This window comes from Flavobacterium sp. MMS24-S5, from assembly GCF_050320125.1.
Classification (GTDB): Bacteria; Bacteroidota; Bacteroidia; order Flavobacteriales; family Flavobacteriaceae; genus Flavobacterium; species Flavobacterium tyrosinilyticum.
In genome coordinates, this window is the sequence record NZ_CP190016.1 from 4,842,860 (window position 1) to 4,857,035 (window position 14,176).

The 14,176-nt window shown below is 33.0% G+C and carries 12 protein-coding genes and 1 pseudogene; 11 read left to right on the forward strand and 2 right to left on the reverse strand.

Going from position 1 to position 14,176, the window contains the following annotated elements; genetic code table 11:
- Positions 1 to 29: 29 nt before the first annotated feature.
- The 4 genes and pseudogenes from ACPWTF_RS22295 (at position 30) to ACPWTF_RS22310 (ending at position 5,837) form a co-directional block, all read left to right on the forward strand.
- Positions 30 to 962 carry a PorP/SprF family type IX secretion system membrane protein gene (locus tag ACPWTF_RS22295; protein ID WP_427873172.1) on the forward strand — a complete coding sequence of 311 codons (933 nt, stop codon included), beginning with the start codon at positions 30 to 32 and terminating at the stop codon, positions 960 to 962.
- An 11-nt stretch (positions 963 to 973) separates the two neighbouring features.
- Entirely contained in the window at positions 974 to 2,911 is a 1,938-nt protein-coding gene (locus ACPWTF_RS22300; RefSeq protein WP_427873174.1) for an OmpA family protein, read from the forward strand.
- Positions 2,912 to 3,155: 244 nt separating this feature from the next.
- Positions 3,156 to 5,158 (forward strand): annotated as a pseudogene (ligA, locus tag ACPWTF_RS22305) (NAD-dependent DNA ligase LigA).
- Positions 5,148 to 5,837, forward strand: coding sequence for a hypothetical protein (locus ACPWTF_RS22310; RefSeq protein WP_427873176.1), 690 nt, complete (start codon positions 5,148 to 5,150; stop codon positions 5,835 to 5,837). The pseudogene ligA and the gene ACPWTF_RS22310 overlap by 11 nt, the downstream one beginning before the upstream one ends.
- Here the strand turns inward: ACPWTF_RS22310 and ACPWTF_RS22315 are convergent.
- Both ACPWTF_RS22315 and ACPWTF_RS22320 read right to left on the reverse strand, forming a co-directional pair.
- Positions 5,827 to 6,738, reverse strand: coding sequence for a bifunctional metallophosphatase/5'-nucleotidase (locus tag ACPWTF_RS22315; RefSeq protein WP_427873178.1), 912 nt, complete (start codon positions 6,736 to 6,738; stop codon positions 5,827 to 5,829). The genes ACPWTF_RS22310 and ACPWTF_RS22315 overlap by 11 nt on opposite strands.
- A 44-nt stretch (positions 6,739 to 6,782) precedes the next feature.
- Positions 6,783 to 7,562: a 5'-nucleotidase C-terminal domain-containing protein gene (locus ACPWTF_RS22320; RefSeq protein ID WP_250835674.1), complete on the reverse strand. Its 780-nt coding sequence runs from the start codon at positions 7,560 to 7,562 to the stop codon at positions 6,783 to 6,785.
- Positions 7,563 to 7,609: 47 nt separating this feature from the next.
- On the opposite strand from ACPWTF_RS22320, the gene ACPWTF_RS22325 reads away from it, so the two are divergent.
- The 7 genes from ACPWTF_RS22325 to recN all read left to right on the forward strand — a co-directional run bounded on the left by ACPWTF_RS22325 (position 7,610) and on the right by recN (position 14,167).
- Complete coding sequence (locus ACPWTF_RS22325; protein ID WP_427873180.1) at positions 7,610 to 8,122, forward strand: DUF6913 domain-containing protein; 513 nt, start codon at positions 7,610 to 7,612, stop codon at positions 8,120 to 8,122.
- A gap of 12 nt (positions 8,123 to 8,134) precedes the next feature.
- On the forward strand, positions 8,135 to 9,016 hold the full coding sequence (gene dapA / locus ACPWTF_RS22330; protein ID WP_250835676.1) for a 4-hydroxy-tetrahydrodipicolinate synthase: 882 nt from the start codon (positions 8,135 to 8,137) through the stop codon (positions 9,014 to 9,016).
- A gap of 141 nt (positions 9,017 to 9,157) precedes the next feature.
- Positions 9,158 to 9,952, forward strand: coding sequence for an outer membrane protein assembly factor BamD (locus tag ACPWTF_RS22335; RefSeq protein ID WP_250835677.1), 795 nt, complete (start codon positions 9,158 to 9,160; stop codon positions 9,950 to 9,952).
- Between the two features lie 9 nt (positions 9,953 to 9,961).
- Positions 9,962 to 10,279, forward strand: a complete 318-nt coding sequence (locus ACPWTF_RS22340) for a DNA-directed RNA polymerase subunit omega (RefSeq protein ID WP_008463064.1) — start codon at positions 9,962 to 9,964, stop codon at positions 10,277 to 10,279.
- Between the two features lie 7 nt (positions 10,280 to 10,286).
- Positions 10,287 to 11,501 carry a bifunctional phosphopantothenoylcysteine decarboxylase/phosphopantothenate--cysteine ligase CoaBC gene (coaBC, locus tag ACPWTF_RS22345; RefSeq protein WP_427873183.1) on the forward strand — a complete coding sequence of 405 codons (1,215 nt, stop codon included), beginning with the start codon at positions 10,287 to 10,289 and terminating at the stop codon, positions 11,499 to 11,501.
- Positions 11,502 to 11,570: 69 nt separating this feature from the next.
- A complete protein-coding gene (locus tag ACPWTF_RS22350; RefSeq protein ID WP_427873184.1) occupies positions 11,571 to 12,455 on the forward strand; it encodes a DUF4835 family protein in 885 nt (294 codons plus the stop codon).
- A 59-nt stretch (positions 12,456 to 12,514) separates the two neighbouring features.
- The gene (gene recN, locus ACPWTF_RS22355; RefSeq protein WP_427873186.1) at positions 12,515 to 14,167 is read left to right on the forward strand and encodes a DNA repair protein RecN; all 1,653 of its coding nucleotides are present in this window, start codon (positions 12,515 to 12,517) and stop codon (positions 14,165 to 14,167) included.
- Positions 14,168 to 14,176 lie beyond the last annotated feature (9 nt).

Genomic DNA, 14,176 nt, shown 5'->3' on the forward strand with positions numbered 1-14,176 from the left:
CTAATTAATTAAACTAAATAAGTATCGTTATGAAACTATATATAAAATCATTAGAAACATATTTCATTTTAATATGTTCTTTTATTACGGTTTGCGCTTCGGCACAACAAGATCCCGAATATACCCAGTATATGTATAATACTATGGCGGTAAATCCAGCGTATGCTGGATCTACCGGAACCATAGAAGCAGCACTTTTGTATCGTTCTCAATGGGTAGGAATGCCTGGAGCTCCAGAAACACAATCTTTCTCTGTTCATGCTCCTCTTAGAAATGAAAAATTGGGAGTAGGTCTAAGTATTGTAAATGATAAAATCGGACCTTCAAATGAGCTATATCTTGATGGGAACTTCTCTTATTCATTACCTCTCGGATATGAAAAAAGATTAGCTTTTGGTATAAAAGCTGGTACGAGAATGTTAAACATCGATTGGTCTAAAGGAAGATACTACGATGATGATGATGTTTTGTTAAATCAGAACATTAACAATCAGATGAAACTAGCTGTAGGAGCAGGTATTTACTACTATACAGAAAAATGGTATGTAGGATTCTCTATTCCAAGTTTTATTCAGAATGATTACTATGACGATGTAAAAGAATCTATAGACTATGATCGTTTGCACTACTATTTAATGGGGGGATATGTTTTTGATTTGAATCCAAATTTGAAATTTAAACCAGCATTTTTAGTAAAAGCCGTAAGTGGAGCACCGCTTACCGCAGATGTATCAGCAAATTTCATGATTCAAGAAAAGTTTGTTATAGGAGGAGCGTATCGAACAGATGATTCGATAAGCATACTGGCAGGTTTTCAAATATCACCAAGTTTCTATCTTGGATATGCTTTTGATTATACTGTAAGCCAATTGAATAAATACAATGATGGCTCACACGAGATCATCTTGCGTTATCAATTTGTGAAAAACCAAAGCAAAATTAAATCTCCTCGATTCTTCTAAAAACAAAACTTATGAGAAAACTATATATCCTATGTTTAATTTTGAGCGTTACGTTTAGTTTCGCTCAAAAAACTAACTTAAAGAAAGCGGATGCTTTGTTTAAAAACTTCTCTTATTTGGATGCTTCCAAAGCTTACGAAGAATGTTTGCAAAACATAAAAGATCCATCAGCGCAGACTTTGAAGAACGCGGCAGATTCCTATTATTTTATTTCTGATTCCAGAAATGCTCTTAAATGGTATAGAAAATTGTACGAAGTTCAAGGAAATAATCTGACTGATATTTACTATCTGCGTTATATTCAGTCTATGAAAGCAGTTATGGATTATGATGAGGCAGATAAAATTACAAAAGAATATCTAGATAAAAAAGGTGATAAAGCAGAGATTAATAAATATGTTGCCCAAAAGAAATATATGGACAGCGTTGCAAAAGCAAAACCGCTTTACACCATTAAAAATTTGGATATCAATACCAGCAAATCAGATTTTGGTGCTACATTTTTTAAAGATAATGTAGTATTTACGTCAGCTCGTGATACAACAAAGTTTAGTGAAAAATTGTATACCTGGAATAATCAGCCTTTTCTTAACTTATACATTGCAGAAAGAAATCCGGCAGATGGAAGTTTATTCAACGAGACGGTTTTTCTTCCAAACGTAATGACCAAATATCATGAAGCTACGGCAAGTTTTGATAGTAAAGGAAGTACCATTTATTATTCGACCAATATTGTAAAGAAAAATAAATTGGTTGTTGATGAGGCCAGAGTTAACAATTTTCAGATTGTCAAAGGATCAATTGTCAATAATAAATTAGAAAATCCTCAGAAAGTATTTTTTGATAGCGACGATTATTCTGTAGGACATCCATCATTAAGCGAAGACGGACAATTGCTTTTCTTTGCTTCAGACATGCCTGGAGGTCAAGGCGAAACAGATTTGTACATGGTGAAAATTGCGGCCGACGGAACCATGAGCTCTCCTAAAAATTTAGGATCTAATATTAATACGATTGGTAACGAAGTGTTTCCGTTTTACCAAAACGGAGTTTTATACTTTTCGTCTGATGGACATTATGGCTGGGGTGATTTAGATGTTTATGAAAGTAAACTTTTACCCGATGGAACATTTTCTGCACCAAGAAATCTTGGAGCGCCTATCAACAGTAATAAAGACGATTTTTCTTTTATAATTGATAGAACAGGTGCTTATGGCTATTTTTCTTCCAACAGAGCAGGAGGAAAGGGCGATGATGATATTTACTCTTTTGTAAAAGGAAAACCAGTTTGCAACCAAAGTATTTCTGGAATGGCTATCGATCATAAAACAAAAAAGCCTTTAACAGATGTTACGATAATGGCGTATAACTCTTTTAGTGAAGTTCTGGGCGAAACCAAAACAAACTTTGACGGAAAATATGCTATTGAAGTTCCTTGCAACAAAGTGGTAAAAATGATTGCCGCAAAACAAAATTACAGTAGTGATGATAAAACAGTAGAAACAACTGGTGAAAATGGTGGCGAAATAAAAGATGTAAATTTTGAATTGAGCAATTATGATGACTTAGTTGTCAAAAAACAAGGAGTAGAAAAAGTGGATGTAAATCCAATTTACTTCGATTATGATAAGTATGACATTACACCAAAAGCTGTAGAAGAATTGTCTAAAGTGGTCTTCATCATGCAGAAGTTTCCAAACATCAGAATCAAAATTGAATCGCATACCGATTCACGCGGAAAGGATTCGTACAACTTGAAACTTTCAGATAATAGAGCAAAATCAACTCGAGATTATATCCTTTCGCAGGGCATAGATGATTCTCGTATCGAAAGTGCTATCGGCTATGGTGAAACACGATTAATTAATAAATGTAAAAATGGTGTAAAATGTTCTGAAGAGGAGCATGTGCTAAATAGACGTTCAGATTTTATCATTATTCAAAAATAGTTCTATATTTGTATTGTAAAGTATTGATTTTCAGTTAAAAATATAAAACGTCAAAACCATTTGGAAGTTGGTTTTTTTTAATTCTTTTTTAAGAATAATGGACAAGGAGGAAATCAGACTGCATGTATTTGCAGTCTGATTTTTGATTTTTTAAAACTTTTATTTTTTCTGCATTTGAACAAAAATAAATTCTAATTTTGATATTCAGTTTTACATTATTATAATCTGCAATATTTTACTATTTATGAGCATTCAAGAGACCATTCAAGCATTACGAAATGAACTTAATCAGCACAACTATAATTATTATGTGTTAGATAATGCTACAATTTCAGATTATGATTTTGATATTAAGCTAAAAGAACTTCAGGATTTAGAAAATAAACACCCAGAGTTTTTTGACGAAAATTCGCCAACTCAGCGAGTAGGAGGAACTGTTACCAAAAATTTTAAAACGATAGCGCATCAATACAGAATGTATTCTTTAGATAATTCTTATTCTAAAGAAGATCTTTTAGATTGGGAAAACCGCATTCAGAAAGTTTTAGGAAACGTAAACTTGCAATATACCTGCGAATTAAAATACGATGGAGCCTCAATAAGTATTACATACGAAAACGGAAAATTAGTTCAAGCCTTAACGCGTGGAGATGGTTTTCAAGGAGATGAGGTAACGAGCAACATAAAAACCATAAAATCAGTTCCGTTGCATTTGAAAGGAAATTATCCTGATAAATTTGACATTCGTGGAGAAATTATTCTTCCGTTTGCCGGTTTTGAAAAAATGAACCAGGAATTAATAGAAATTGGCGAAACTCCATATTCAAACCCAAGAAATACTGCTTCGGGAAGTTTAAAATTACAAGACAGTGCTGAGGTAGCCAAACGTCCGCTAGAATGCTTGCTTTATTTTGTAACAGGAAACAATCTGCCTTTTAAAACGCAATATGAAGGACTAGAATTAGCCAGAAGCTGGGGCTTTAAAGTTCCAAAAGAAGCAAAATTAGTTAATAGTATGCAAGAAGTTTTTGACTTCATTGATTATTGGGATGTTCACCGTCATAATTTGCCTTATGAAACAGATGGAGTTGTTGTAAAGGTTAACAGCATTCAGCATCAGGAAGAATTGGGGTATACAGCAAAATCGCCACGTTGGGCAATTGCTTACAAATTTAAATCAGAACAAGTTTCAACTAAATTAAAATCAATTTCGTATCAAGTTGGAAGAACTGGAGCTATCACGCCAGTTGCCAATCTAGAACCTGTGCAGCTAGCTGGAACTATTGTAAAAAGAGCTTCTCTTCATAATGCCGATCAAATTGAAAAATTAGATATTAGAATAAACGATACTGTTTTTGTCGAAAAAGGAGGAGAAATTATCCCGAAAATCATTGCGGTAGATTTAGAAAAACGTCCTGAAAATTCAGAACCAACACATTATATTTCTTATTGTCCAGAGTGCCATACAGAATTGGTTCGAAATGTTGGAGAAGCCAATCATTATTGTCCGAATTTTTATGGATGTCCTCCGCAGATTATTGGAAGAATTCAGCATTACATTTCTAGAAAAGCAATGGATATTGAAGGACTTGGAGGAGAAACGGTGGCGCTGCTTTTCAAAAATAACCTCGTGCACAATTATGCCGATTTGTATGAATTGAAAGTAGAGGATATTCTGCATTTAGAACGAATGGCTCAGAAATCAGCAGAAAATCTGGTAAATGGAGTTCAGAAATCAAAAGAAATTCCGTTCGAAAGCGTATTGTTTGCACTTGGAATTCGTTTTGTTGGAGAAACAGTTGCCAAAAAACTAGCCAAACATTACAAAAACATAGATGCTTTAGCACAGGCTTCTTTAATGGATTTAATTTTGGTTGATGAAATTGGAGAAAGAATTGCTAAAAGTGTTATCGAATTCTTCGAAAATGAAGAAAATAGAAAAATTATTGAACGATTAAAAAGTTATGGAATTCAATTTGAAATTGAAGAAAAAATAAACCCAAATGCTACTGATAAATTTGTTGGAAAAACTTTTGTAGTTTCTGGCGTCTTTAGCCAATTTTCTAGAGACGAATTAAAGAAGGCTATCGAAGATAACGGAGGAAAAGTAGGAAGCTCAATTTCTGCAAAAACAGATTTTGTAGTTGCGGGAGATAATATGGGCCAGCAAAACTGGAAAAAGCAACAAAGCTGAACATCACTATATTATCAGAAGAAGACTTTATAAACAAATTGAATGAAGCCTAATAAACCATCATTAATTTTGTTCTTTTTCGGCTTGTTTTGTACCATCATTTTTGATTGGGCAGAACAAGATGTTTTTGCGACATATGCAAAAGCGATTGTTCTCCCTGCTATTTTTATTTATTATTTAATTAGCAGTGAGTTTCAAATCGGAAAAACAGAAGGATTGATTTTTTTATTCTGTTTTGTTGGACAAGTTTATGATTTAATGGATGTTGAAAGCTCTGAATTAGGAGGAGTGCTCAGTTTTCTAGTTGTTTATAGTTTAATCGTTACTATATTTATTCGACAGCACGAAAGAATCAGATTAACCAAACGCGATATTCTGCCAATTTCTATTGTAGTTGTTTTTATCGTCTATTTGTTAATCTCTGTTTTGAGCCTACAGCTCGACAGCATGAGAAAATTTATTGTAATATACACCGTGTACGGAATCGTTCTGAGTATCTTGAGCTATTTCTGTTTTGTAAGTTACATCACAAAGGGAACACATATAGCGCTACTGATGTCGCTCATGGCAATAAGCTACATTTTCTCAGATATCTTCTATATTTTTAATGAATATTTCTCGTATTCTATTGTTTTAGTTTTAATACGAGATACAACTCAAATTCTAGCTTATTTCTTTATGGTAGAATACTTTTTAGAAAAAGCTAGAATTCAAAAAAAGACTATACAATAATAGTTGCACTTTGGTTTGTATGCGCTTTGTTTTTATCAAAATAGAAATCGATACGGCCTAAATTAATTCCGTAACACCCAACTTGATTAACAAGAACCTCTTTTCCAGCCTTATTTTTTACAATTGTAGGTTTGTCTAAGAAAGTATGCGTATGTCCTCCAATAATTAAATCAATGTCTTGTGTTTGTTCTGCAAATGTCAAATCACTAATTTTTGTTGCATCATCTTTGTATTTATAACCCAAATGCGAAAGACAAATTACCAAATCACATTTTTGTTCTTGCTTTAAAAGTTTTGTCATATCCTGAGCAACTTCTACTGGGTTATTGTAAACCGTTTCTAGATATAATTTTTTATCTACTAAACCTTGCAATTCAATTCCAACACCAAAAACACCAACTTTAATTCCATTTTTATTAAAGATTTTGTACGGTTTCACATGTCCGTCCATAACCGTGTTTTTAAAATCGTAGTTAGAGTTGATAAAGTCAAAAGTTGCGTGAGGAAGCTGAGCATATAATCCGTCAAGACCATTATCAAAATCGTGATTTCCAATTGTAGAAGCATCATATTTCATCATACTCATCAATTTGAATTCTAATTCACCTCCATAATAATTGAAATATGGCGTTCCCTGAAAAATATCACCAGCATCTAATAAAAGTACATTAGGGTTTTCTTTACGAATAGTTTCAATCAACGTTGCACGACGAGAAACACCACCTTTGTTAGGATTACGCGGATCATCAGCAGGAAAAGGGTCAATGTGGCTATGCACATCATTAGTATGTAGAATCGTTAAATGCTTATTCTCGTTACTTTCAAAACTGCTCAAAGACAATCCTAAACTTAATAGGGCAGTACTCGCTGCTGTTTTTTCGATAAACTCTCTTCTTTTCATTTTATATATTTTTTGCAGAAATGCTTTGCTTGTTTTTATAATTTTTATTCCTCTGTGATTCTGATATTTTTCGGAGCAACTACTGTGTCAACTTCTTTAAAATAATCAATCAATACATCTCTAAGCTTGTAGTTTAAGTCAAACTTTTGAGTGCTTTTTGCAAAGAAAGTCATGCTGTCTCCGCCATTTGCCAAGTAATCGTTTGTAGCAACATAGTACGTTTTGTTTAAGTCAAGCGGTTTGCCTTGCACCATGATGTTTTTTGCCTTATTGTCTTTTGTAATTGTAAAAGTCATTCCAGACAATGGCTGAGGTTTTTTCTCCTTAATAATATAAGCAGCAATTTCTGAGATTTGCTCACCTTTTAAAGCGAGAACAACCAAGCTGTTTTCAAAAGGCATAATTTCAAAAGCCGATCTAGTTGTAACATTTCCTTTTGGAAGAATAGCACGAATACCGCCATGATTTAAAAGACATAAATCGATATCTTTCTTTTCGCGAGCGTTAAAAACAATGTTTCCTCTTAGTACACAAACATCTGCCATCAAGCTTCCAATGCCAGTTTGCCATTTTCCAGTGCTTTTGTCAAGAGTTTCTGGGCAATAAGCCAATACATTATCCAAATCTTTATTAATGTGATCGCGATAAGGCTTAATAAAGTTTTCAATTTCAGGAGTTTCTGCAGCTTTTTCAGTAACAGGGAGTTGTTTTCCTTCAATTTTAGTTAAATTGTAGTTATTCTTACTACAGGAAGAGATTAAAAAAAGTGTTAAGAATATAACAAAAAGTTTTAAAAATCCGTTATACTTTTTTAGTTTTACCATTTTAAATGCAACTTAAATAATTAATTTTGTAATCTAGTAAAAGTACTATGTTTTTGAATTATATAAAGGAATTTTTTGTAAAAAAATCATTAAATAATAATTTAAATAAGGAAAAAAACGAAGTATTTACTAAGAACATCCAATCAATTGGTTTATTGATAGATGAGAGCGATTTTGAGTATTCGGAAGCGGTAGTAAAGGAGTTAACGCTCCACGGAATTGCTTTAGAAAATATAAAAGTTCTTGCGTACACAGGAAAATTTAAGGAAAAAGAAACCTATTCTCGTCCAACTTTTGGTAAAAAACACATCAGTTGGAACGGAGAAATTACAGAAGGTTTCTTGAATGATTTTGTGAATTCAGAATTTGATCTTTTGCTGAGTTATTATAATGTCGAGAATAGTATTTTGATGTTAATCACGAGCAAGTCAAAAGCTAAATTTAAAGTCGGATTTTCTGCTGTAGATCAGAGGCTAAATCGTTGGATGATTAATACAGAATTAGGAAGCTATAAACTATTCGTTTCAGAATTGTTTAGGTATTTAAAAAATATAAAATAAATTAATAATAATATGCAATCATTGATAGGAACTGGTGTTGCGCTTGTGACGCCATTTAAAAAAGATTTTTCAGTTGACATTGAGGCTTTACAGCGAATTGTAAACTTCTCTATAGATGGCGGAGTGGAGTATCTTGTTGTGATGGGGACAACAGCAGAAAATGCAACCCTTACAGCAGAGGAGAAAGAGTTGGTTATAAAGACTGTAATCGATGTGAATAAAGGAAGATTGCCTCTAGTTTTAGGAGTTGGAGGAAATAATACTATGCAGATTGTTGAGGAGCTAAAAACAAGAGATTTTTCTGCTTTTGAAGCGATATTATCAGTTTCTCCATATTATAATAAACCAACTCAGGAAGGAATTTATCAGCATTTTAAAGCAATTGCGGAAGCTTCTCCAATTCCGGTAATCCTATATAATGTTCCTGGAAGAACGGCAAGTAACATGCTTCCTTCAACAGTGGTGCGTTTGGCTAACGATTTTAAAAATGTTGTAGCTATTAAAGAAGCAGCTGGAGATATGGCTCAAGCGATGCAGATTATTAAAAATGCTCCAAAAGATTTCTTAGTGATTTCTGGAGACGATATGTTGGCTTTACCGATCGTTTTGGCTGGAGGAGCAGGTGTTATTTCTGTAATCGGACAAGGTTTTCCTAAAGAATTTTCAGAAATGATCCGTTTAGGACTAAATAAAAAAGCGGCTGACGCTTACAAAACACATTACTTTTTGTCAGACAGTATTGATATGATTTTTGAGCAGGGAAATCCAGCTGGAATCAAACAAATCTTCCAAGCCCTTGGAATTGCTGAGAATACTGTTCGTCTTCCATTAGTTTCTGTTGATGAATCCCTAGCAACAAGGTTAAATGACTTTGTAAAAAACAGCATTAAATAATTGTTAAAGTGCTAGTATTTTAAGATACTAAAAAATTATTTTGCAGTAGCTAAATTAATAACTAAATTTGCCACCGAAACTTCGGTGCGATTTCACTTTGGCATAATTAATTGTCTGAGAGATTGTAATAACAGTAAGAAAATGAAAAAAATAGTATCGCTATTAATTGTTGTAACTCTTTTTTATTCTTGTGGAGAATATCAAAAAGCGTTGAAAAATGATGATGTTGCAGCAAAATTTGAAGTGGCAACAAAAATGTATGATGCTGGTAAATACACAAAGGCGATTCGTCTTTTTGAGCAACTGGCAACTTCATACAGAGGAAAACCACAAGCAGAAAAACTGTTTTACATGTTTTCGCAATCGTATTATAAAACAAAACAATATTATTTAGCTGGATATCAGTTTGAAGCTTTTGTTTCGGGGTATCCAAGAAGTGAAAAAGTGCAGGAAGCTGCATTTTTAGGAGCTTATAGTTATTCTAAGTTGTCGCCAGTTTATAGCTTAGATCAAGCAGATACGGTAAAGGCATTAGAGAAATTACAGACTTTTATTGAAAATTACCCAAATTCGGAATACATTCCTCAGGCAAATGAGACTGTACAGAAGCTAAATGGTAAGTTGGAGAAAAAAGCTTACGAGAACGCTAAAGGATACAATACAATATCAGATTACAAATCGGCTTTAATAGCTTTTGATAACTTTATTGCTGATTTTCCTGGTACACCATTTAAAGAAGATGCGCTTTTCTATAAATACGATTCTGCATATAAATTAGCAATTAACAGTGTTCCTTCAAAAATGGAAGATCGTTTACATGTTGCACAAACATGCTATGCTAACTTATTGAAGTTTAAAAGCGATACCAAATATAAAAAAGAGGCAGACGAAATGAATGCCAGAGTTGAAACAGATTTACAAAAATTTACTAAATAAAATAAAGTCATGGATTTAAAAAAGACGAATGCTCCTGTAAACACAATAACTTACAATAAAACAGTTATTGAAGAGCCAACAGGAAATGTGTATGAGGCAATTACCATTATGGCTAAAAGAGCAAATCAAATTAATTCAGAGATTAAAAAAGAATTGACTGAAAAATTAGAAGAGTTTGCTACTTACAATGATAGTCTAGAAGAAGTTTTTGAAAATAAAGAACAAATTGAAGTTTCTAAATTTTACGAAAAATTACCAAAACCACACGCTTTAGCTGTTCAAGAATGGTTAGACGGTAAAACTTACCACAGAAGTTCAAACAAATAATAGTACAATGTCAGTTTTAAACGGGAAAAAGATTTTACTGGGTGTTTCCGGTGGAATCGCAGCGTATAAAACAGCCACTTTAGTACGACTTTTTATAAAAGCAGGTGCACATGTCCAAGTGATCATGACACCTGCTTCTAAGGATTTTGTAACCCCACTTACATTATCTACATTATCAAAAAATCCAGTACATTCAAGTTTCTTTAATCAGGATGATGAAGAGGCAGTTTGGAACAATCACGTAGAATTGGCTCTTTGGGCAGATTTTATGTTGGTTGCGCCTGCTACTGCAAATACTTTATCTAAAATGGCTACAGGAAATTGTGATAACCTTTTAATTGCGACCTACTTATCGGCAAAATGTCCCGTTTACTTTGCGCCAGCAATGGACTTGGATATGTACAAACATCCTTCGACTTTATCGAGTTTTACAGCATTGAAACAGTACGGAAATGTTATGATTCCTGCTGAAAGCGGAGAATTGGCAAGTGGTTTGTCAGGTGAGGGTAGAATGGCTGAGCCTGAGAATATTGTAGCTTTTCTAGAAGCTGATTTAGAAAGTAAATTGCCTTTAAAAGGAAAAAAAATACTAGTTACCGCAGGACCGACATACGAAGCGATAGACCCTGTACGTTTTATAGGGAATCATTCGTCAGGGAAAATGGGATTTGATATTGCTAATGAAGCGGCAAGCTTAGGTGCAGAAGTGTTCTTAATTGCAGGGCCAACTCATTTAAAAGCAAAAAATAGTCTGATAAAAGTGATAGATGTTGTTTCGGCTCAAGAAATGTACGATGCTTGTCATTTGTATTTTAATGAAGTTGATGCGGCAATCGCTGCTGCTGCTGTTGCAGATTACAGACCTAAATTAGTTGCAGATCAAAAGATTAAAAAGAATACTGCAGAATTTTCGATAGATTTAGAGAAAACAAAAGATATCTTGTCTTCTTTAGGCGCTATCAAAAAGAATCAGTTTTTAATCGGGTTTGCATTAGAAACTGAAAATGAAATTGAAAATGCTAAGCTGAAAATTCAGAAAAAAAACTTAGATTTGATTGTTTTAAATTCCTTACAAGATAAAGGTGCCGGTTTTAAAAAAGAGACCAATAAAGTTACTTTTATTGATAAAAATTTTGAAATCGAACCTATGGAATTAAAATCAAAAGAATCTGTTGCGGCTGATATTTTGAATAAAGTTATTCTGCATTTTTCAAAATCATAAATTTAGAATATACGCCGAAAACATAAATTGGAAACAACTTATGTTATAAAATTAAATATCTAGACGATTATGAAGAAGATAGTTACGCTATTAGTATTTTTAAGCTTTGGTTTTGTACAAGCTCAACAGTTAAATTGTACAGTGACTATTAATACAGAACGATTAACAAACCCAAATAATCAGGTTTTTAAAACGCTTCAGACTTCTTTGGCTGAGTTTGTTAATAAAACAGACTGGACAGGGTCTGTTTTAAAACAAAATGAAAGAATAAACTGTTCAATGTATATTACTTTATCATCTAACAGTTCAGATCAATTCACTGGAACCATTCAAGTTCAGTCTTCGAGATTGATTTTTAATTCAACCTATTCTTCTCCGGTTTTAAATTACAACGATAAAGATTTTAATTTTAGATATACAGAGTACGAACCATTGTTGTTTAACCCAAGTACTTACGAGTCAAACTTGGTTTCTGTCATATCTTTTTACTGTTATGTAATTTTAGGAATGGATGCCGATACCTTTCAGATGGGAGCAGGAAATCCATATCTTCAAACCGCGCAAAATATTGCCAATGTTGCACAACAAGGAGGTTTTAAAGGATGGAATCAATCTGACGGACTTCAAAATCGATACTATTTAATTAATGATATGATTGCTCCAACCTATAGCGATTTGCGTCAGACTACTTATGCATATCATACAGGATTGGATGCAATGACATTGGATACAAAAGCAGCTAAGGAAAAAATCAAAAATGCATTAATGCTTATTGGTAAGTTAAACTCTGTTAAGCCAAATGCTTTTATAACCCGAGTTTTCTTTGATGCAAAATCAGATGAAATTGTTTCTATTTTTTCTGGAGGCCCAAGTATCACAATTACAGATTTAACCGATGTCTTAAATAAAGTTTCGCCGTTAAATTCTACAAAATGGTCACAGATTAAATACTAATCTCGTTTTTCATTTTTATCTTCGCTACTTTTTAACCTTATATTTTTACAAATCGACCTATGATTACATCACTGTCAATTAAAAATTATGCTCTTATCGAAAAACTGGCTATAGATTTTTCTAAAGGTTTTTCTATAATTACAGGTGAGACAGGTGCGGGAAAGTCAATTATTTTAGGGGCTATTGGTCTTGTTTTGGGTAAAAGGGCAGATCTAACTTCATTAAAAAATAAAGAAGAAAAATGTGTTATTGAGGCACAATTTGAAATTGGAAAATATAATTTAAAGGAGTTTTTTGAAGCTAATGATTTGGATTATGAAGATGAAACCATCATTAGGAGAGAAATTTTACCTTCTGGAAAATCTCGTGCTTTTATAAATGACAGTCCGGTAAATCTTCAAGAATTGCAAGATTTGAGTTTATATTTGATTGATATTCATTCACAGCAGCAAACTCAAGAATTATCAGATGAAAATGTTCAGTTTAAAATTATTGATGCCATTGCAAACAATAATGATATAATTGCTGAGTATCAGAAACTACTTAAGTCTTATAAGTCAGATAAATCGAAGTTAAATGCTTTGCTTAAAAAACAAAGTGATGCTGGGAAAGAGCAGGAATATCATACATTTTTATTGAATGAACTGGTTGCGGCTCAATTGAAATCTGGAGAGCAGGAAGAGTTAGAAGCAGACTACGAAAAACTGAATAATGTTGAGATAATTAAAGAATCTCTAGATAAATCTTTGACAATTGCTAATGAAGAGCAATTTGGTGTTTTTCATAGTTTAAATGAAATCAAAAATGCTTTGCAAAAAGTTGCACCTTTCTCTGTAGAGTACCAAAATTTGTTTGAAAGAGTAACAAGTATGACTATAGAGTTTGATGATGTTTCTAAAGAATTGGAAAATTGCTCAGAAAAATTATTGAATGATCCTGCACAATTAGAATTGATCAACCAAAAACTGCAGTCGATTTATAATTTGCAGAAAAAACATCAGGTAAGTACTGTAGATGAGTTATTGCAAATTCAGTCCGATTTAGGAAATTCTTTGCTTGAGCTTGATAATATGGATGAAGAAATAGCTTCATTGACTAAAATTATCGAGGAAAAAGCAACAGAGCTTGATGTTTACGCATCGAAAATACATCAAAATAGATTAGATGCAATTCCTACGCTATCAGCACAATTGGTTTCAATTCTCGAGACTTTAGGAATGCCTAATGCACGTTTTAATATGGAATTGCAGCCTTCTGAAACGTATTTTCAAAACGGAAAAGACGAATTACAATTCTTATTTTCAGCAAATAAAGGAACCGATTTTGGCTTGCTAAAAAAAGTAGCGTCAGGCGGAGAGATGTCTCGTATTATGCTGGCTGTAAAAGCAATTTTAGCTAAATATTCAAAACTGCCAACTTTGATTTTTGATGAAATTGATACAGGGGTTTCGGGAGAAATTGCCATCAGAATGGGAGAAATTATGAAAGAAATGAGTGCAACAATGCAGATATTTGCCATTACGCATTTACCTCAAATTGCGGCAAAAGGAGATTCTCATTTTAAAGTTTCTAAATCTACAGTTGGCGACGATACACAATCTGAATTGAAACTTTTATCGCAAGAAGACCGAATTATAGAAATAGCTCAAATGTTGTCAGGAGCAAACATCTCTGAATCAGCATTAAATCACGCAAAAGAATTATTGAATTAAAATAGACGA